The sequence below is a fragment of the Psychrobacter sp. TB20-MNA-CIBAN-0197 genome (assembly GCF_040309765.1).
Lineage (GTDB): Bacteria > Pseudomonadota > Gammaproteobacteria > Pseudomonadales > Moraxellaceae > Psychrobacter > Psychrobacter submarinus.
In genome coordinates this window covers 52,711-73,661 of the sequence record NZ_JBEOPC010000016.1, presented here as the reverse complement: position 1 = coordinate 73,661, position 20,951 = coordinate 52,711, and the positions used below count along the sequence as shown (strand labels likewise).

18 protein-coding genes are annotated in these 20,951 nt (G+C 43.5%); 5 read left to right on the top strand and 13 right to left on the bottom strand.

Annotation, left to right across the window (positions count from 1 at the left end; translation table 11 throughout):
* Positions 1-167 precede the first annotated feature (167 nt).
* The 4 genes from pyrG to AAEY83_RS06845 form a co-directional block, all read right to left on the bottom strand.
* Positions 168-1,802, bottom strand: coding sequence for a CTP synthase (gene pyrG / locus AAEY83_RS06860; protein WP_025643937.1), 1,635 nt, complete (start codon positions 1,800-1,802; stop codon positions 168-170).
* 230 nt (positions 1,803-2,032) lie between these two features.
* The gene (locus AAEY83_RS06855) at positions 2,033-3,070 is read right to left on the bottom strand and encodes a porin (protein WP_025643939.1); all 1,038 of its coding nucleotides are present in this window, start codon (positions 3,068-3,070) and stop codon (positions 2,033-2,035) included.
* 301 nt (positions 3,071-3,371) lie between these two features.
* Positions 3,372-4,484 (bottom strand): porin, encoded by a 1,113-nt coding sequence (locus AAEY83_RS06850; protein WP_025643941.1) that lies wholly within the window; start codon positions 4,482-4,484, stop codon positions 3,372-3,374.
* A 601-nt stretch (positions 4,485-5,085) separates the two neighbouring features.
* A complete protein-coding gene (locus tag AAEY83_RS06845; protein ID WP_025643943.1) occupies positions 5,086-7,290 on the bottom strand; it encodes a malate synthase G in 2,205 nt (734 codons plus the stop codon).
* A gap of 403 nt (positions 7,291-7,693) precedes the next feature.
* Between AAEY83_RS06845 and AAEY83_RS06840 the strand changes: the two genes are divergently transcribed.
* The gene (locus AAEY83_RS06840) at positions 7,694-8,392 is read left to right on the top strand and encodes a MiaE family protein (protein ID WP_025643945.1); all 699 of its coding nucleotides are present in this window, start codon (positions 7,694-7,696) and stop codon (positions 8,390-8,392) included.
* Between the two features lie 322 nt (positions 8,393-8,714).
* On the opposite strand, the gene AAEY83_RS06835 is transcribed toward AAEY83_RS06840, so the two are convergent.
* From AAEY83_RS06835 to mtgA, 6 genes are all read right to left on the bottom strand, one after another.
* The gene (locus AAEY83_RS06835) at positions 8,715-8,900 is read right to left on the bottom strand and encodes a hypothetical protein (protein WP_025643947.1); all 186 of its coding nucleotides are present in this window, start codon (positions 8,898-8,900) and stop codon (positions 8,715-8,717) included.
* A gap of 128 nt (positions 8,901-9,028) precedes the next feature.
* The gene (locus AAEY83_RS06830; protein ID WP_025643949.1) at positions 9,029-9,517 is read right to left on the bottom strand and encodes a hypothetical protein; all 489 of its coding nucleotides are present in this window, start codon (positions 9,515-9,517) and stop codon (positions 9,029-9,031) included.
* Between the two features lie 99 nt (positions 9,518-9,616).
* On the bottom strand, positions 9,617-9,913 hold the full coding sequence (locus AAEY83_RS06825) for a hypothetical protein (protein WP_025643951.1): 297 nt from the start codon (positions 9,911-9,913) through the stop codon (positions 9,617-9,619).
* Between the two features lie 53 nt (positions 9,914-9,966).
* A complete protein-coding gene (locus tag AAEY83_RS06820) occupies positions 9,967-10,137 on the bottom strand; it encodes a hypothetical protein (RefSeq protein WP_198013370.1) in 171 nt (56 codons plus the stop codon).
* 178 nt (positions 10,138-10,315) lie between these two features.
* Positions 10,316-12,559: a polyphosphate kinase 1 gene (gene ppk1, locus AAEY83_RS06815; protein WP_025643953.1), complete on the bottom strand. Its 2,244-nt coding sequence runs from the start codon at positions 12,557-12,559 to the stop codon at positions 10,316-10,318.
* A 123-nt stretch (positions 12,560-12,682) separates the two neighbouring features.
* Positions 12,683-13,369, bottom strand: a complete 687-nt coding sequence (gene mtgA, locus AAEY83_RS06810) for a monofunctional biosynthetic peptidoglycan transglycosylase (RefSeq protein WP_025643960.1) — start codon at positions 13,367-13,369, stop codon at positions 12,683-12,685.
* A gap of 296 nt (positions 13,370-13,665) precedes the next feature.
* On the opposite strand from mtgA, the gene AAEY83_RS06805 reads away from it, so the two are divergent.
* The 4 genes from AAEY83_RS06805 to AAEY83_RS06790 all read left to right on the top strand — a co-directional run bounded on the left by AAEY83_RS06805 (position 13,666) and on the right by AAEY83_RS06790 (position 17,703).
* A complete protein-coding gene (locus tag AAEY83_RS06805) occupies positions 13,666-14,028 on the top strand; it encodes a glutaredoxin family protein (protein WP_227501956.1) in 363 nt (120 codons plus the stop codon).
* A 47-nt stretch (positions 14,029-14,075) separates the two neighbouring features.
* Positions 14,076-15,284, top strand: a complete 1,209-nt coding sequence (locus AAEY83_RS06800; RefSeq protein WP_025643964.1) for an alpha-hydroxy acid oxidase — start codon at positions 14,076-14,078, stop codon at positions 15,282-15,284.
* 446 nt (positions 15,285-15,730) lie between these two features.
* A complete protein-coding gene (locus AAEY83_RS06795) occupies positions 15,731-16,753 on the top strand; it encodes a rhomboid family intramembrane serine protease (RefSeq protein ID WP_037058600.1) in 1,023 nt (340 codons plus the stop codon).
* 134 nt (positions 16,754-16,887) lie between these two features.
* A complete protein-coding gene (locus AAEY83_RS06790) occupies positions 16,888-17,703 on the top strand; it encodes a MipA/OmpV family protein (protein ID WP_025643966.1) in 816 nt (271 codons plus the stop codon).
* 229 nt (positions 17,704-17,932) lie between these two features.
* On the opposite strand, the gene AAEY83_RS06785 is transcribed toward AAEY83_RS06790, so the two are convergent.
* The 3 genes from AAEY83_RS06785 to fumC form a co-directional block, all read right to left on the bottom strand.
* Positions 17,933-18,280 (bottom strand): hypothetical protein, encoded by a 348-nt coding sequence (locus tag AAEY83_RS06785; RefSeq protein WP_025643967.1) that lies wholly within the window; start codon positions 18,278-18,280, stop codon positions 17,933-17,935.
* 138 nt (positions 18,281-18,418) lie between these two features.
* Positions 18,419-19,018: a hypothetical protein gene (locus AAEY83_RS06780; RefSeq protein WP_025643969.1), complete on the bottom strand. Its 600-nt coding sequence runs from the start codon at positions 19,016-19,018 to the stop codon at positions 18,419-18,421.
* 307 nt (positions 19,019-19,325) lie between these two features.
* On the bottom strand, positions 19,326-20,726 hold the full coding sequence (fumC, locus tag AAEY83_RS06775) for a class II fumarate hydratase (RefSeq protein WP_025643971.1): 1,401 nt from the start codon (positions 20,724-20,726) through the stop codon (positions 19,326-19,328).
* Positions 20,727-20,951: the final 225 nt, after the last annotated feature.

The window sequence follows — 20,951 nt, the reverse complement described above, 5'->3', positions numbered from 1 at the left end:
TCAATAAGCAGAGTTGACAAGGTAGATGTCATCTTAGGTGACAACGGTTGACGCCTTACATCCATGCCCTAGAAGGACATGGTTTTACAGCGTTGGTGATAAAAAAAGACCAATCCGAAGATTGATCTTTTATTCAAGCTCATACAGTGTACGAAGTCTACTTACCGCTACTTTGCACTGCTATATTTATTCGCAGCATTCACAAAGCTATTAAACAGCGGGTGGCCACCGCGTGGCGAGCTAGTAAATTCTGGGTGGAACTGTACCGCGATAAACCAAGGATGCTCACTGATCTCGACTGACTCAACCAAATGCTGCTTGGCAGAGTAGCCTGAGATTTTCATACCATTTTGCTCAAGCGGCTCAATATAGCGGTTGTTCATTTCATAACGATGACGATGACGCTCGCTGATACGTGTTGCGCCATAAATTTGGCTCAGCTTGCTGCCCGCAACCAACTCTGCTTGCTGCGCGCCAAGGCGCATGGTGCCGCCAAGATCTGAATCATCGCTACGAATCTGTAGCTCGCCGCGCTCATCCAACCATTCGGTAATCAGACCAATGATAGGCTCCGCGCTTTTGCGGTCAAATTCAGATGAATTGGCATCGATTTTTAGCACGTTACGGGCATATTCAATGACTGCCAGCTGCATACCTAAGCAAATACCCAAGTACGGTACGTTGTTTTCACGCGCATAGGTGACGGCTTTTAGCTTACCGACTGTGCCACGCTCACCAAAACCACCTGGAACCAAGATAGCATCGGCTTGCTTTAAGCGCGCAAACAGGCTGTCATCTGTTTCTAGACGTTCAGCATCAATATAGTCGATGTCGACAGACACCTGATGGGTAAAGCCAGCGTGCAATAACGCTTCGTTGATAGACTTATAAGCATCAGGTAGCTCGACATATTTGCCAACCATAGCGACAGTGACTGTCGACTCTGGGTTGAGCTGTGCTTCGACCACTTTGTCCCAATCGCTAAGATCTGCTTCTGGTACATCAAGACCAAAGCGCTCACAGATTAAATCATCAAGATCTTGCTCATGCAAGGTACGCGGTATTTGATAAATACTTTGCGCATCTTCACACATGATCACCGCACGCTCTTCGACGTTGGTAAATAGTGCAATCTTACGGCGATTGTCTTGTGAGATATGGTGGTCAGAGCGGCAGATCAAGATATCTGGCTGCAGACCGATAGAACGTAGCTCTTTTACTGAATGCTGAGTAGGCTTGGTTTTGGTTTCGCCCGCACTGGCGATATAAGGCACCAGCGTTAAGTGCATCAGCATGGCGCGATTGCGACCTAGCTCTACTTGCATTTGGCGTACCGCTTCCATAAAGGGAAGTGACTCGATATCACCGACCGTACCGCCAATTTCGATAATAGCGATGTCGTAGCCTTGGCCACTGGCAAGGATTTTACTTTTGATTTCATCAGTGATATGCGGAATCACCTGTACCGTACCGCCCAAATATTCACCGCGGCGCTCTTTATTCAAAACGTTCTGATAGATACGGCCACTGGTAAAGTTGTTGCTCTTACTCATCTTAGAGTGGCGTAAGAAGCGCTCATAATAGCCCAAGTCCAAATCGGTCTCAGCGCCATCTTCGGTGACGAACACTTCGCCATGCTGGAACGGACTCATCGTACCTGGATCGACGTTGATATACGGATCCATTTTGGTCATCGTCACGCTCACGCCACGTGCTTCAAGGACTGCGGCAAGAGAGGCTGCGGTAATACCTTTTCCTAGTGAGGACACTACCCCACCGGTCACAAATATAAACTTGGTCATAGTACTCTGTCGGTAATTGGTAAAGAAGGATTTTACTAAAAATACGCTACAAAATATAGGGCAAAAGCGCAAACTCTTTAAAACACTCAGTTTTTAACGCTTAATTGTCATAAGTGCGTAATCATCGTAAATACGTAGCTATTATAACCCACTGCGGCTTTAAAAAGGTCACAACAAAAAAACTCACCCCGAAGGATGAGTTTTTTATAATACGTTTTCTAATGTTTAGATTAGAATTTGTATTCTAGACCAGTACCGATAGCTAGTGTTTTAGTATCGCCACGAACGCCGTCAAATCTAACATCACGATCACTATCATTTTGACCCGCATATGCATGCACGATCATATTTGGTTGGTAGAAGTATTTGCCACCAACAACGATTTGATCAGAATCTATACCATCAAAACCACGTAGGTTTGAAGTGTTGTTATACTGAGCGTAAACAGTAGCTGGTTTAGCAAAATTCTGTAAACCCATAGCCGCGCTTAGAACAAAACCTTTCTCTTTTTCGCTATCAGCAAAATCAAAGTCAGCTACTTGGTATAAAGCACCTAATATTACTGGAACAGCAGCAAACTTAGACAAATCTACAGTAGCAGTACCACGGATAATATCACCAGTTTGATTATAGCCACCATTACCAAGGTTTAAGTCTTTATCATAAGCAACACCAGCGGTGAAGCCAGTACCTTGGTCAAACATAGCAGCAACACCAAAACCATCACCACTATTGTCATCTTCATCAGCAGCATACATTGCTGACAACTGTAATGGAAGACCTTGATACTTAGGAGCAGTCCAGATCATTGAGTTATCAATACGACCACTTTCTACCATATTATCTTTACTAGCTTTACTACCTAGGTAATTCCAGTAGCCGCCATCAGCAGTAGCAACGTTATTGATACGATCTAATGATGATTGGTTTTTACCAACACGGAACTCACCAAATTGCTTGTTGTTTACACCTAGGAATGTATCGCGGTTTTTAAAGCCATTGCTATCACCATCAATGCTTGTGCCATACTCTAGTTGGTAAATCACATCAGTATTGGCAGTAATGGCTTCAGAGCCTTTAAAACCGATACGTGAAGAATGAGAATTGATTTCTATTGTGTCTTCATCATACATGTTGCCAGCAGGGCCATCGAATTCAGCGTTAACATAGTCAGCTGCTAAGAATGCTTTACCATAAACAGTTGGGGCGGCGTTGGCTGCAGATACAGATAGGGCGGCGATTGCTGTCGCTAAAAGTAGTTTTTTCATGGGGTATCTCCACTTTACGATTTGAGTGATAAATTGGCTAAGATTGGCCGATATATATAATGGCAGGGTGACTACCCTATAGAACATTTATATATATGAGCTAGAAGCATTACTTAGACACAACTTTACCAACCAAATATTACAGTAAGGTGAAAAAACCAAAATTTACACAAATGTTATTATTAATTTTACGGATTCTGTTATTTAAGACACGCTGTTGTTCAAGACACAGTATTGATTACAAAACAAAAAAACTCACCCCGAAGGATGAGTTTTTTATAATACGTTTCTAATGTTTAGATTAGAATAAGTATTCTAGACCGCCACCGATAGCGAGTACATCAATATCACCACGTAAGTCGATTTCATTAACATTGCCGTCTTCGTCTCTCGAACCAAAACGACCATTGTTTAATTCCGCTGAATTTAGACCAGCATAGGCATGAGCGATCATATTATTTTTAAACGCATATTTGCCACCTACAACGACTTGATTTGAGTCATTATTCTCAAGACCACTGATATTGTCGGTTTTGTCATACTGAATATAAACAGAGGCTGGACGGGCAAAATTCGAAAGACCCATTTCAGCACTCACCACTAAACCGTCCTCTGTTGCAGTAGTAGTACCGGCATAGTCAGCTTCTTGATATAGAACGCCTAACTTTACAGGAGCTGCGATATATTTACCTAAATCGACGCTAGCACTGCCACGGATAATATCACCACTAACACTCATGTCTTGCTCATAAGCAATACCAGCGGTAATGCCTGTACCTGGATCAAACATCAATGAGGCACCATAGCCTGCGTCACGATCATTGCTATCAGATATAAAGTCTTCATCAGCACCATACATCAGCGCAAGCGCTAATGGTAGGTCATTGTATTTAGGCGCTTTCCAAACGATTGAATTATTGATACGGTTACCAACGGTCGGGGTCAAAATATTAGCAAAGCTGTCGTTGTTGTTCAGAGTACTAGAGCCAAGATTATCCCAATAACCTTCATTAACTGATACGTTATTGATATAGTCAATGACTGTGTAGTTACGACCAAAGCGGAATTCACCGAAGTCTTTATTTTTTAAACCTAAATAAGTATCACGACTTTTGAAGCCAATGTTATCGCTACCACTATCATCAACTTGAACGCCGTACTCTAATTGGTAAATTACGTCAGTGTTGGCCGTTATCGCTTCAGAGCCTCTGAAGCCTAAACGTGAAAGCTTAGAATTAACTTGTAATGAACCGTTGTCTTCATTAATTCTGTTATTATTATCCATATTCTGACCATCAATTTCAGCATTAACGTAATCAGTAGTAACGAATACTTTACCATAAACGGTAGGTGCTGCCTGTGCTGCAGATACAGATAGAGCAGCAACGGCTGTAGCTAAAAGTAGTTTTTTCATGGGGGTATCTCCACTTTACAATTTTAGTAATGAGCGAGCTATTATTAGCCGGTGCCCAAAATGGTATCGTCACAAATCCTCAAAGATATAATGTGTAACTGGCTACCGAGATTAGTCAGAAACAAGTATGGCGAAGTTTTATTACCGTAATATGAAAAAACCCTAACTTACATATAGAAAGCATTTACGTAACTTGTAATGTAACTACCATGTAAACTTAAGTCTTATGCGTCCTACTGCGTAACATCCGTTACCAAACTCATACTTCGAGTACAAGCATAACAACTTTGACATAATTTGCAACATTTTTTTTGACATTTAGTCCTAATTCTTTCACTTTTTATTTCACTATTCACGGAAATAAACTTCTTGATCCTAGTTAGTCTTTCATAAGGATTAGAAGGTAGCTCAAAGCCGTGTCTTAAGAGATATGTTAACCATAAAAAAGCACCCCTATCGTCTTAATAGGAGTGCTTGTACTAGCAATTTATAATTATAGGTATAACACCCCTATCCGTCTTCTAGAGCGAATAGGAGGGCTAATAACGCGTCATATAAGATAATAGACTAAAACCTTATATGACAGCTTTGAGCCGCTTACTTAGCAAGCGCTGCTAGCTTTTAGATCACGGCGCGCTTGATGCAGTAGTGGCTCAGTGTAACCACTAGGCTGCTCGCGACCTTTAAATACTAGATCACAAGCCGCTTGGAACGCATAAGAGTTATCGAAATCAGGTGCCATATTTTGGTAACTAGGATCGCCCGCGTTTTGCTCATCGACGACTTTTGCCATACGCTTCATGGTTTCCATGACTTGCTCTTCGCTTACTACATTATGATGTAGCCAGTTGGTGATGTGCTGGCTTGAGATACGTAGAGTCGCACGATCTTCCATTAGGCCAACGTCATTGATATCTGGCACCTTTGAGCAACCAACACCTTGGTTCACCCAGCGCACGACATAGCCCAAGATGCCTTGAGCGTTGTTCTCAAGCTCTTGGCGCTTCTCTTCTTCGCTCCAATTGGCCTCACTGGTCAAAGGAATGGTCAAGATATCATCGACATCAGCGCGGCTACGCGATTTTAGCTTGTCTTGTACGTCTTTTACGTTGACTTGATGATAATGCATGGCATGTAAGGTTGCACCCGTTGGTGACGGTACCCAAGCCGTGCTAGCGCCTGACTGCGGATGCGCTGCCTTGGTCTCCATCATCTCTTTCATCTCATCAGGCTTAGCCCACATGCCTTTACCGATCTGAGCGCGGCCTTGCAGACCTACCTCAAGACCGACATCGACGTTCCACTGCTCGTAAGCTGGCTGCCATGCTTGCGACTTCATCTCGCCTTTACGTACGAATGGCCCTGCATTCATACTGGTGTGCATCTCATCGCCGGTACGATCCAAGAAGCCGGTATTAATGAAGATGACGCGCTCTTTAGCTTGACGAATAGCGTTCTTTAGATTGACCGTCATGCGGCGCTCTTCGTCCATGATACCGATCTTTAAGGTATTACGCTCAAGACCTAATAAGTCCTCAGAGGCATTAAATAAGTCATTGGCCATCTTCACTTCATCAGGGCCGTGCATTTTTGGCTTAACGATATACATAGAGCCTTTGCGTGAGTTTGACAGCTTAGTCTTGCCTTTTAGGTCATTTAGGCTCAGTAATGGCGTCACTAGAGCGTCCATAATGCCCTCAAAGATCTCTTCTTGCCCCTCGCCCAAATCAACCAAGATAGCTGGGTTTTGCATTAAGTGTCCGACGTTACGTAGTAGTAGCAAAGCGCGGCCTGGCAGGACTAGCTCGCTACCATCTGGCGCAGTATAAACGCGGTCTGGGTTTTGCTGACGAGTGCGAGTCTTACCGCCTTTCTCAAAAGTCTCTTGCAGATCGCCGTTCATTAGGCCAAACCAGTTACGGTACACTTCGACTTTTTCTTCAGCATCGACTGCGGCGATAGAGTCTTCGCCATCTTGAATGGCAGTGATAGCCGATTCGAGTAGCACATCTTTGATACCTGCTGCATCGTCTTTACCGATTGGGCTGTCTTTATCGATTTGAATCTCGGCGTGCAGATTATTGTTCTTGAGTAGCACCGCTGTTGGACTGCTTGCCTCTCCCATGTAACCTGCAAATTGCTCTGCATCTTTAAGCTCAGTGCTATTATCGCCTTGAGTGATTTGTAGCTTACCATCGACCACTTCAAAACCAGTAACCTCAGTGTAAGAGCCGGATGCAAGCGCAAAGTTTTCATCTAAGAATTGCTTGGCATAAGCCACGACAGCGGCGCCGCGAGTAGGATTATAGCCGCCTTTAGCCTCTTGACCGTTCTCATCACTGATAACATCTGTACCATAAAGCGCATCGTACAAGCTACCCCAACGAGCGTTAGTCGCGTTCAAAGCATAGCGAGCGTTACGCACCGGTACGACTAACTGTGGCCCTGCGATATGAGCGATTTCTTCATCGACATTCTCAGTTGAGACTTGAAAGTCCTCGCCTTCTGGCAATAAGTAGCCAATCTCTTGTAAGAATTGCTTATACTTTGCAAAGTCGACTTCGCCGCTATTAGTAGGGTTATCTAGATGCCATTGATCAATCTGCTTTTGCATCTCATCACGAGTCGCAAGCAGGGCTTTATTACGCGGAGTGAACTCTTTGACTACCTTTTCAAACCCTGACCAGTAGCTCTCTGAATCGACGCCTACTTTTGGCAGTACTTCGTTTTCGATAAAGTCATACATCTGCTTATCGATAGCAAGGCTGCCTTTTTGGATGCGATTGGCGTTTAAATCCTGACTCATAATGATATCCTTGTAATAAGTTTAGGGAGGCGCTTGAGCAATAAAGGGTGCTTAACTGAGATTATCGTTATACCTTTATAGCGAACAAGCATTTAGAAGTCTTATAATCAATGTTCTTATATGAATGATAGGCTCATGCTAAAATAATCTATGACATAATGATTCTAAAATCAAAGATTATCCTACTATCAAATCAAGAAATTAACAAGAACGCGCTATTTAGTAGATAAATAGTCGCCTTGTATAAATATGATAGCCTTTACCACGGCTTGTTTAACTCGTACAAGGAAGCGCTAGGGTACTGATGACTTACGAGTATGATTAAACTGTAAGTAATCATTTCGGCTGAGCAAAGCGCTCAATGATAAAATTTACCAAATTGTCCACTTTACCTGATTAGACTATGACTGATATCAAAATCAAAGCAATAAGCGAAAATAAAAAACCAAATGAACGGGCTGCTGTCGGTCAAACTTTAGCTCAGACTTCACCTTCAAATGTCGATCTATCAGCGATTTATACGTTTTTGGCAGGGCGAACGACACGGGATTGGATAAATGCGGCGGTCAATAACTTACCCATCATTATCCAAGACCATGCGAACTGCGAAAAAAAAGCGGCGGGAACCGCAAAGAATCTGATGTTTCGCTATGAATTCTCCCATGACTTACAATGCAAGCTTGCTCAATTAGTCCGGGAAGAGATGCTGCACTACGAGCAAGTATTAGGGATTATGAAAGAGCGTGGTCAAGCGTGGCAACATCTAGGCGCAGGCCGTTATGCCAAAGGCTTGCTAAAACACAAGCGCACTTTTGAGCCTGCAGCTATGGTTGATGTACTCATCATTGGCGCTTTTATAGAAGCGCGCTCATGTGAGCGTTTTGCGGCACTAAGCAATGTAATAGATGATGAGCGCTTGGCTAAATACTACCGTTATTTACTAAAATCAGAGAGTCGTCATTTTGAAGATTATCTACAGTTAGCGCAGTCGCTAGCGGCTGAGAATATCGATGAACGTGTGGCTTTTTTTAGAGCGGTAGAAGCTGAGCTTATTACCAGTCCTGATAATGAGCTACGCTTTCATAGCGGCGTACCTGTTTAATTCATGGTTTAGCTAACAATAATTCTAGGGCGTGTCCCTATTTCAAAAATGGTGATAAAAATGAGATAAATCGCAGGCAAACAAGGAAAATAGCGCAGGTAATATCAAGATATTGACCAGCTATTTGACACCGTTTGCCAAAGATTTAGCCATTTTTAGCCCATTTAGTCATAAACGCTTGAATTAGGGATACGCCCTAGTACATGGCTTAATGCCACTGATTGATTCCCCATAAAAAAAGCAGCGCCTTACTGTCTTTTAGGAGACAGTAAGGCGCTGCTTTTTCAGTAATTATTTATACTTCTGTTTCTAGTTTTACTTACTAATCTTTGGTTTCAGTAATGCTAGTATCGTGTTGCTTATGATCTTTGGCAATATTATGCGGATCATGATCGTCTGAGGCTTGCTCAGCAGCAGCTGGATTTACCTTTTGTAGCGCATCATCGGGCACGATACCTTCATTGTCATCCGCGTCTTTTAACTTATAGTCTTCTCTATTATTTTTCATGAATAATCCTTTTCAATCATTTATTTTAAACCCTAGTGCTAGAGCATATCCTCAATTCAAATAAATGAGCCATTTAATTACTTAACTGCTCAACTTAAGAATATGCTCAAATCTTACTGATGCGAGATTTAATCTTTTTCATCAGGATTTAAAATACGCGTTTGCGCGTTGTCGATACTGGCGTAACGGTTTAAATCATTGATCTCTTCGCTCTTAGGCTCTGCGCTTTTTACAGTTTGGTCGTTAACATTACCATCAAAGGGGCTACTGCCTTGTTGGTCACGGCGATCCGGTTGACGCGCTGGGTTATCACCGTCATTGACATGCTCTGAGTCTACAATGTCGTCTTCGAAGGTATCTGTACCTTTATTAACAGTGGTATTGCGCTCAATATCCTCGTGGTTTTCTACGGAACCTTCATGAGGCACATTAGCATCATCTCTAACAGTAGCAACGCCATCTACTCTGTCACTAGCACTCACTGTCTCATCAATGTGGCGCTGCTCGCGCTCAGAATATTTAGGATCTTTGTTGCCATTTGTATTTTCGACCATTTCACTTATAGCGTCATGGCTACTAATAGGTGTCTTAGTTAAAGCTGGATCTTTAGTTTGCATGGTTTCATCCTTTGTTGTAATTATAGATGTGGACGTCGTTTAAATAAGTAAGGTAAAAACCTTCTATACAGCTATCTATATAAGACAAGCGAGTATAAATTAAATTTGGTTATTGTCTTGACTTAGATCGTGCGCATTAAGATCAGCGACATTCTTACCACCTGCTGGAAGATTCTCTTCTCGACGCGGGTCAGCATAGACCTCGTCAGTCTCTTGAGAGACTTGTTCAGGGCCATCTATCTTTGGCTCATGCTTGCGGCCTTCATAGCTATTGGTTGGATTCTCCCGTTTGGCATCTGCCGGATCGTCAATTGGCACGACCTCTTCATCATTCGGCCTCATATCATCCACACGAGTTCGTGTTTTATTGTCCGTAATTGTCGATTTATTAACCATAATATATCCCTCTATTGATTGTTCTGATGATCTTTTGCTTTTTTAGCGGCGCACTATTTGTCAGTACGGGTTTGTTCATCTATAAAGGGTGTCTTTTCGTTTTCTGCTAAGTCTTCAGGCTTTTTTGAATCATTATCTTGTTGTAAGTTTTTTTCGATTTTGTCGGCATTGGCTGTATTAGCAGCTTGCTGAACATCAGATTTATTATCACTAGCGTTACTCATAGTATTATTCCTATTCTTATAATTAGATGATAGATAAGTTGTACTTTTGATTACTGTACTTTCAAGTATAGAAAAAAGCATAAACCATACGCTAGTGCACTGCCGTATCAATATGTGAATAAATGTGAGGTTACAAGACAGTTTGTAACCTCTAATAGTAGAATACGATGATTATTGTTTATTCATCGACGTGGTTAATGACACTGAGTAAATGATTTTGCGCAACGTGTGGCAAGGCGTCATTAACTGGACTCAACTGCTGCCAACGCCCGTCCCCTGCTAACGTCCAAGCTTGTACATTATCTTTTAGGTAATTTTGCAGACCGTCTTGATAGATTTGCGCGAATAGTTTTTTATCTTCAATAGGAAAGGCCACTTCAACACGGTGGAACAGGTTACGATCCATCCAATCAGCACTGCCTAAATACATGCGCTCATCGCCGCCATTATGGAAATAATAGATGCGTGTATGCTCCAAGAAGCGTCCGACGACAGAGCGCACGGTGATATTTTCAGACAGCCCTTTGACTTGCGGGCGCAGACAGCAGATTGAGCGCAGAATAAGCTCAATCTTGACTCCAGCTTGCGAGGCGTCGTAGAGCTTGGCAATCAGTCGCCGCTCGGTTAAGGCATTGACTTTGATAATCATATGCGCGCGCTTACCGGCTTTGGCATGAGCGATCTCATCGTCAATGAAGCTCATCAAGTTATCGTGCAAGGTAAAAGGCGCGTGTAGCAGCTTTTTGAGGGTGGCAGGCTTCCCCATCCCCGTTAGCTCTTGGAAGATTTTGTGCACATCTTCTGAGATATCATCATCAGCGGTGAACAGCCCATAATCGGTATAGACTTTGGCGTTGGCAGCATGATAGTTACCCGTACCAAGATGCACATAACGGCGAATGCGGTCGTCTTCGCGGCGCACGATAAGCATCAGCTTGGCATGGGTCTTGTAGCCGACGATACCGTAGACGACGACCGCGCCTGCCTCTTGTAAGAAGTTTGCAACTGCGATATTAGAGGCTTCATCGAAACGCGCGCGCAGCTCAATCACCGCTGTCACTTCCTTGCCATTACGCGCGGCGGCCGCTAGCGCTTGGACAATCTCAGAGTTGGTGCCTGAGCGGTACAAGGTTTGCTTAATCGCCAGCACTTTTGGATCGCTTGCTGCTTGCCATAGCAGATTGACAATCGGCGAGAAGGCATGAAAAGGATGATGGACGAGCACATCGCCTTTACGCATCGCGCCAAACATACTCGTGGAACGATCGAGCTTATCGAACTCACGGCGGAACGGCTTAGGGACGATATGGGTAAAGGACTGATAACGCAGTTTGGGAATATTAAAGTCAAATAACAGCCGCGTTAAGTTGACTGGGCCGTTGACTCGGTATAGCTGGTTATCATGCAGCTCAAACTCTTCAAGCAGATAATCGCTGATAGGCGTTGGGCAGTCGGTGGTAACCTCAAGGCGTACTTTGTCACCAAAACGGCGGTTTTCAAGCTCGCCCTCTAGTGCTTTGGCAATATCGTCGACATCATCCGCTAAGTCCAAATCAGCGTTTCGAGTCAGACGGAACTGATGGCAGCCAGTGACATTCATGCCGGGGAAGAGCTCACCCACATGCTCATGGATTACCGCTGAGAGCATGATGTGATGCTCTTTGCCGCCCGTCAGCTCATTAGGCAGACGAATCACCCGCGGCAGGCTACGCGGCGCCGGTACAATCGCTAAATTGATATCGCGGCCAAAAGCATCCTTGCCCTCTAAAGTGGCGATAAAATTCAGGCTCTTATTGACCAGGCGCGGGAACGGGTGCGCCGGATCAATACTAATTGGCGTCAGCACTGGCGAGACTTGCTCGATAAAGTAACGCTTCATCCACGCCGACTGCTCGGCATTTAGCTCATCACGGCGCAAGTAGCGAATATCTTCTTTGGCAAGCGCTGGCAAGATATCTTGGTTTAAAATACGATACTGCTCATCGATAGCCTCGTGCGCCACCGCTGATATCTCTTTAAGCACTTCACTTGGGCGCATCCCATGCGGGCTACTAGGCACATCGCCTATATTGAGCTTTTGCATGATGCCTGCCACGCGAATCTCAAAAAACTCGTCCATATTTGAAGAAAATATAATCAAAAAGAACAGCCGCTCAAGAAGCGGATGACGAGGGCTGGCTGCTTGTGCTAAGACGCGCAGATTGAACTGCAATAAAGATAGATCCCGATGAATGTAACTGCTCGATGAGTAGCTGCCATCGTCAAAACGCTGCCAGTCGATTTGGGTAAGGCTACTATTAGTTAAGCGCTCGTGGCTGTTTAAGCGCTCATGGCTGTTTAAGCGCTCATGGCTGAGTGACGCACCTTGATTTTTATCAGTGCCATTATCGGTGATTTTTGCCTTGTTGGGATTATCAGCCATCTCACTACTCCTTATTGTGATTAAAAATACGACAGCGCACTCACATTAGTGTCAAAAATTAGCCTTGTACTACAACCTTATGTTATAGCCTCGTGCTTGGAGCTATTAAGACTTGAATAGTGGCTATGCAGCTTGTGGCAACACCGCATTGTTCATCCGCTTTTTGATAATACGCTGTTTATTACGCAGCCGCTTATTGCCCTGATTGTCTTGATAATACTTGGGGTTAGTCAGCATACTAATGAGCAGTGCTGACTCATCACGGTTGAGATCGGCGGCAGTTTTACCATAATAGTGCCGAGCGGCGGCTTCGATACCATAGATTCCATTACCGAACTCAGCGACGTTTAGATAAGCGGTCAGAATGCGCGGCTTATCCCAAATCATCTCAATCATCACCGTGATAATCGCTTCCTCCGCTTTACGTACGTAAGAGCGGTGTGAGGTCAAAAATAGATTTTTGGCTAATTGCTGAGTGATGGTTGAGCCGCCAGCTGTCGTTTTTCCTGACGCTTCATTTTTCTTTTGCGCCTCTTTTATGCCTTTAATGTCGAAGCCATTATGCTGACTGAAAGTCGAGTCTTCACTAGCAATAGCGGCTTGCTTGGCGGACTTGGCGATTTGATCATATTCTACCCACTCTTGGGTGACCTCGCCGCCGGTCAGACGATGGGTCAGCATAAACATACTATTGTTAATAGGCTGGCTCTTCCACACCAGTAGCAATGCTGCAACTAGGATATGAAAAGCAACGATTATCAGTATAATTGCTCCTAATAAGCGTTTAAAAAAACTAGCAAAACTTGTCATGCGCAATATATCCAAATAAGTAAGGATGAAGCGTTATAAAATGTAGCAAAACTAAAAAGCTCAAAATGATCATTCAAAATATTCGTTTGCTGCTGCAATCTAAACTGTCGGCGAGCAAGCTATCTTACCCAATCTCACAATCGCTGTCACGGCTACTATTATTATAGATAGGATTTCTCTATGATATGATATGATTATCCTCTATCTTATAACATTAAAGGCGTAAGCAAGCTTAAAGTAAGACCCAAAGTATACGGTGCTTATAAAGATATGATAATTGTAAAGATGGATCAAGGATGAGTATAACTATGCCTAATGACAACCTACCAAATCATCAAACAGATAATGGCGCTAATCACGAAACCATCGCAGCGCTCAGAAGAAGCATAATAGCCGCGTCACCTAAGCTTGCTCATGATGATATCCATCAGCAAACATGGCTGCTCGGTACCACAGGCTGTCATTTGTGTGATGTCGCTGAGAGTCTAATGAATCAGTTAGCCGCGGTACAGCCTATCAATTATCATTACATAGACATCAGCGATTTCAATGAGCCGTTAATGATGCACTTTGCTACCACTATTCCGGTGGTACTCACGCCAACCCAGCGCTTGAACTATCCTTTTTCAGTGCTGGATTTGCAGCAACTGCTAGTCTAAATACCCTAATCAACATCTCATAACGTTTGTCAGCATAAGGAACTGCCATGAAAGACTTAACTAAAATCACCGAAATCGAAGATCTGCGCCGCGTTGCTGAGCGTAAAGTGCCGCGTATGTTTTATGATTATGTCGATTCAGGCTCGTGGACGCAAACCACCTATCGGAATAACGAAACCGATTTTGATCGTATTAAGCTGCGTCAACGCGTACTCGTCGATATGGAAAATCGCTCACTGGCAACCACAATGATCGGTGAAAAAGTCAACATGCCTGTCGCCATTGCACCTACTGGCTTCACGGGTATGATGTGGGCGGATGGTGAGATTCATGCTGCGCGCGCCGCTGAGAAGTTTGGCGTACCGTTTTCGCTGTCGACTATGAGTATTTGCTCAATAGAAGATGTCGCACAGAATACTAATGCGCCGTTTTGGTTTCAGCTGTATGTGATGCGTGATCAAGAGTTTATGGCCAATTTGATACGACGCGCAAAAGACGCCAACTGCTCAGCGCTGATATTAACCGCCGATCTACAAGTGCTCGGCCAGCGTCATAAAGATATCAAAAACGGTCTTTCTGCACCGCCGAAGCCTACGTTAGCTAATATACTTAATCTGATGACAAAGCCTGAATGGTGCTTAAATATGCTCGGCACCAAAAGACGAACCTTTGGTAATATCGTCGGTCATGCCAAAAACGTTGAGGATCTTTCCTCCTTATCGTCGTGGACGGCGGAGCAATTCGATCCTGGCCTGAGCTGGGATGATGTGGCGCGTATCAAGGATCAATGGGGTGGCAAGCTAATTATCAAAGGTATCATGGAGCCTGAAGATGCAATATTAGCTGCGCGTAGTGGCGCTGATGCTCTAGTCGTCTCTAACCATGGCGGTCGTCAGCTCGATGGCGCACCCTCCTCTATCGCCGCGCTAAGCGATATCGTGCAAGCGGTGAGAGCTGAGAATAGCCAGATTGAGATTTGGCTCGATAGTGGTATCAGATCAGGGCAAGATGTGCTTAAAGCAATAGCATTAGGCGCAAATGGTACGATGATCGGACGTGCGTTTCTGTATGGACTGGGCGCTTATGGTGAAGACGGCGTGCGCCGCGCATTGGAGCTAATCTACAAAGAGTGCGATGTCAGCATGGCGTTCTGTGGTCATACTGATATCAATAAAGTCACTGACGACATCTTAGTCAATGGTACTTATGAGCAGCTCAAATCCGCTTTACCTTATCTTGCGCCGATGCGCTGGTAGTATTATTTTGTAGGTTCAAAGCTATACTAAGTTCAAAGCTATACAAAGCAAAGCGTAGCTTAAACTCTTGAGTATTTAAGATGGCTATAGACATACGGATTGTTTGTTGTAGCCACGCAAACCTTTATACTGCTACTCTTTAATTAGGGCGTGTTGAACATTCGACCATGGCACTGACAGCGACTATTTTTTAGGCGATTCGATGTTAAAAATAATAAGTTTAGTCATTCTAAGCGCTTATTTTTAACGATGAAGCGGCAAAAAAGAGTCCTGTCCCTGTTGTTGTCGTGAGGGCTGATGCTAAAATTGCCCCATACTGCGTTACAAATCTCGCTAAGGCATCTGCATTATCGTCGCTTTGTGCCTTGTCTGGAACAATTTTAGCGATCAGCAGTGCCTATTTGCGAATGTTCAACACGCCCTACTGTTAATAAATAACGGCATTTATGACTATTAAGCAGCTATTCGCCACCGCGCCTATCACCACTGTATTACTTATCAGTTTTATTGGGCTATTTATCATACAACTGCTCACAGGTGTCGATGCCAATAACCCTTCTACTGAGCAGTTATTGAATTGGGGCGCAAACGCTCTACCCTATACCATGGGCGATGACCCTTGGCGCTTAGTCACTAGCGGCTTTTTGCATATTGGCTTGATGCATTTATTATTTAATAGCTTTGCGATGTATTTTTTTGGTCAAATCGCTGAGCCGATGTTTGGCTCCGTTAAATTCTTGGCGCTATTCTTGCTCGCAGTGGTCGGCGGTAACGTCCTCAATAACTATGTGACTTGGCAAGCGATCATAGACGGTAGCGGTCAGCCTGGACTGTCGGCTGGCGCGTCTGGCGGAATTATGGGCATCGGTGCGGCTTTACTCGTCGCGGCATTTTTTAAGATGTCAGTCAATGGCATGGTGCTCAATCTAAAAAGCTTAGTCATCATCATGGGCATCAACTTAGTCTACGGCTTTGCAGTGCCGGGTATCGATAACGCCGGACATATCGGCGGCGCGATTACTGGCTTGCTTATCGCCTTGCCTATTGCTCTCGCTTATCGTAAGCGAGAGCTGGCACAGCAAGCAGCTATGGCGCAAGCTCAGCAAGCTTATCAAAACGCGGTTCAAGCGAGCTATGCAAGCAATCATCAGCCAAGCTATCAAACGAGCTTACGCGATAATCAGCGCGATAATCCGCCGCTTACCAATATATTTGCTGATAATAATAGCCAAACCCCTGTAGACTTAAACAACACCGCGGATACTGCCGATTTCGACCAAAGTGGTGGCTATATTAATAGCTACCCCACTTATATTGATCCCAAGAAATTTGCGCCAGAGTCTGTTGACGTGAGCCTGATCTGGCGACTACTGCCTTGGCTAGTCATGCTCGTTATTGTCATTGGTTTCTTGTGGTGGTGGCAAGATATTCATCAGCAAATCCTACAAGTGCTAAAAGCCATTGAGTAAATGCTCATACTTATCTATCATTGCTAAATAACTACCAATAACAGCCGAGTTATTTAGACTAATTATTCGCTTTTTGCTCGTTTTTTACCTGACCTTACTACCCCGTTATTTATACTCACTTACGAGACCCAATTATGTCAAAACTTGCAGCGCAACCTCACTTCTCTACGCGAGCCATGCTGAGCACATTAACCGCTACGGCATTACTCAGTGTGTCTAGCATGTCTAGTGCCATCCCTTTTCTTAATAAAAACCTACCGACTGACAAAGACGCCGAATTGAGCGTTGGGGTCAATGCCATGGCGGTAAAATCCGCCTATGATCTCGAAGACAGCACTGAAATGCGTGTGTTACCGGGCGTGTTTTATGACAATAATAGGATCTATGCGCGCGGTGCTCAAGCGGGTGCGTATTTGATCAATGATGGTGTCAATCAGCTCTCTGCTTACGCGCAGCTCGCAGGGAATTCGTTTGATCCTGATGATGCTAATGGTGCCCTGCAAGGTCTCGATGAGCGCAAACTATCCGCAGAAGCAGGTATTAGCTACCAGCGTCGCACGCCTATCGGTGCGTTTCGTGGTCAGTTTGCGACCGATGTGTTGGACGAAAGTGGCGGCAATACGGGTCGTTTAACCTACCTTGCCAAAATTACTAGAAACAAGCTGACGGTCTATCCAAGCATCGGCTTTGAGTACCATGATGCGGCCTACAATGAATACTACTATGGCGTCAGTGAAGAAGAGTCAGCGGAGACAGGCGTCACCGCTTATAAATCAAATTCAAGCTTAAACCCTTATATTAACGTTAGCGCTAACTACGATTTCAACGAGCGCTGGGCAGGTTTTTTTAATCAAAGCTTAAGCTACCTGCCTAATGAGCAATACGATAGCCCTATGGTCGACTCGCGTACTGATGCTACGACGACGCTTGGTTTGCTTTATAAGTTTTAATTAAGATTGAATATTTGATAACAAAAAGATCTTACTGTGTAATATGGTAAGGTCTTTTTTTTAAGTTAGAAGACATACTGTAATATAACTACACTTTCTTAATATAGTCGAACCACTATTAAAGTGTTACAGCGTTAGACTCGTTTAGCCTACTACTGTAGTACTTGCACTCGTCTGCCTTGTACCACTTTTAATATTGATTGACTATATATAATCATTCTTTCTAATCTTAAATATTGCTGTCAATCCAACGGTAATGGTTTATTAAACCGCTTTTTTTAGTTTCGAATATTCTTTGATCTTCATTTATTACTGCTTTTAATAGCCAACCTGCATCTATGCCAGCTGATTTTATAGAGTCTTCTTTATCTTTATGCTTTTCATACAGTTCAATCAAAGGCGTTCCTTGCCAATGAAAATTATCACCACCCATCAAATCTCTTAACGAAAACCATTCATCTTTTCTATTCTTACACCAGCAATAAACACCACCTTGCAGGAAAGCCTTTATTTTGCCTTTCTGCTCTTCAGTAATTTGATAGACGTCGTGTATTCTATGACCATCATCTACAAACATAATAAATCCTTAGTTTTGGTTAAAAATATAGAGTTAGTAGCCTGTAAATTGTGTGAAACTTACAACACCCAACCTATGAGCTAACTATAAGCAGTTTAAACACTAATGTGCCTATCAATGAGACATTTAATAATTATCTTATATAGCAATTTCATCTAAGATTTTTTGACCATCAGATATACCAGACATTGTACGAAGAAAAACAATGTTACGATCTAGAATGTTTTTAATTTTAGATGCTGGTAATGGTGTTTCTAACACAACGAAGTCTACTAGATTCTGATAATGACATGCATCTTTATCGCCATAGTGGTCTTTCTTAAGAGTCTCGCCTGAGCCTTTTCCATAGGCTACGATACCTACGCCATTTTCATATAAAAATACTGTATCGTTTTTCTTTATTTTATTAATATTGAACTTCCATGGATCGTAAAAAGCTGCTGCTACACCTTCACTCAACATCTCTCTATGATCGTTCAAATCATGTTTTTTATTAGTATTTAAAACATAGAAGTCTGCTGAATTTTCATCGGTGATTCCACCTTCTGTAATCGCTTCCTCCGCAACCTTGACTCCTTCCTCGATTAGTTTAAGCATAACATCTTGCTTTGAAACTGACAGATATTCTGCAAGATCTTCAATCACGAGTTGGAGTTCTTTCGGAATTCTCACTGTGGTCGCTACTAAATCACTTTTCGCTTTTTTCGAAGCGCGAATCATGCTCTTTATATCTGACATAACAATTTACCTCTTACTGAAAGTAATTAAAATATACAACAGATTCAATTTTGATGCAATATATAATTTTAAATTAATCTGTGCTGATTCAAAATATCAGAGAGTGTATAATTTATAATCTTTATACATCATAACTATTTAGCCAAGGTGACAGCAAAAAAAGACCTTGCCACATGACAAGGTCTTTTTATTTCTAGGTTCTCAGTGGCACAAATATGACGCTGCTACTAGAAAGACGAGTGCAAATGGTACTTATCGTACATTAAGCGAGTCTAACGCCGTAGCAGGTCATTATTTGGTCTACTGCTTACTTAGGATGCACCATATCAGCGGGGGTTACCCACTCATCGAACTGCGCTTCACTCATTAGATCAAGCTCAACGGCGACTTGCTTCAGCGTTTTGTTTTCTTTATACGCGGTCTTAGCGATTTTCGCGGCATTTTCATAACCGACATGACGGTTCAATGCGGTCACAAGCATGAGCGAATTATGCAAGAAGTCATCGATTTTTTCTTTAACAGGCTCGATACCAACCGCACAGTTGTCATTAAAGCTATTGCACGCATCGCCTAATAATTGGATGGACTGTAGTAAGTTAAAGGCAATCACGGGCTTATAAACGTTGAGCTCAAAGTTACCTGACGCGCCCGCCATGCTGATAGTCGTATCGTTACCCATGATTTGCGCCACAACCATAGTCATTGCTTCTGATTGAGTTGGGTTCACTTTACCTGGCATGATAGAAGAGCCTGGCTCGTTCTCTGGAATCGTCAATTCGCCAAGACCACAACGAGGACCTGAAGCGAGCCAACGTACGTCGTTAGCGATTTTGTTTAAGCTACCTGCTAGGGTTTTGAGTGCGCCAGACGCAAAGACTTCGGCATCACGCGCCGCTAGTGCTTCAAATTTATTTGGGGATGTGACAAATGGCAAGCCTGTTAGCTCAGCCAATTGCTCCGCTGATTTTACCGCATAATCAGGGTGGGCGTTTAGACCCGTACCTACTGCAGTGCCGCCGAGTGGTAACTCATATAAGCCTTGTAGTGCGTTGTCGATGCGAGTCAATGCATGGTCAAGTTGGCTGACATAACCGCTGAACTCTTGACCTAAGGTCAAAGGTGTAGCGTCTTGTAAATGCGTACGACCGATTTTGACGATACTATCGAACTCTTTGGACTTTTTATCTAAGGTATCACGTAGCGCTTTGACCGCTGGGATAAGTAGGCTATTGATCTGACGCGCAGCAGCGACACGAATCGCCGTTGGGAAGCTGTCATTAGTAGACTGAGCGTGATTGACGTGATCGTTAGGATGAATCGGTGCGTAAGTGCCACGCTCAGAGCCTGCGATTTCATTGGCACGGTTAGCAAGCACTTCGTTCATGTTCATGTTTGACTGCGTACCAGAACCGGTCTGCCATACCACTAATGGAAACTGATCGGTAAGACCGCCGTTGATGACTTCATCAGCGGCTTGTACGATGAGATCACGCTTATCGCCTTCAATACGCTCTAGACTAGCATTAGTAATCGCAGCGGCCTTTTTGACTAATGCCATCGCTTCAATCATCGGACGCGGCAAGGTCTCACCGCCAATCTTGAAGTTCTCACGGCTACGCTGGGTTTGCGCGCCCCAATAAGCGTCTGCTGGGACTTCGACATTGCCCATGGTGTCTTTTTCGGTACGGGTGGCCTGATTTTGTGACATAACGATCCTCTTTTATTAATAGTTAATAAATGGTTTATCATAAAAAGTGCAACTAAAGCTGCACATAAGGAAAATAGGCTGTAAAGTGAGGTTATGATAGCATGGCTTATCATAAATTTCTCCAAGCCGATGCGAGTATTTATACTTACTAGACACTGAACAAATAGATACTAAGTAAAAGTGATTGATCGCCACATATCTTTTTAACCAATACTGTAAATACTA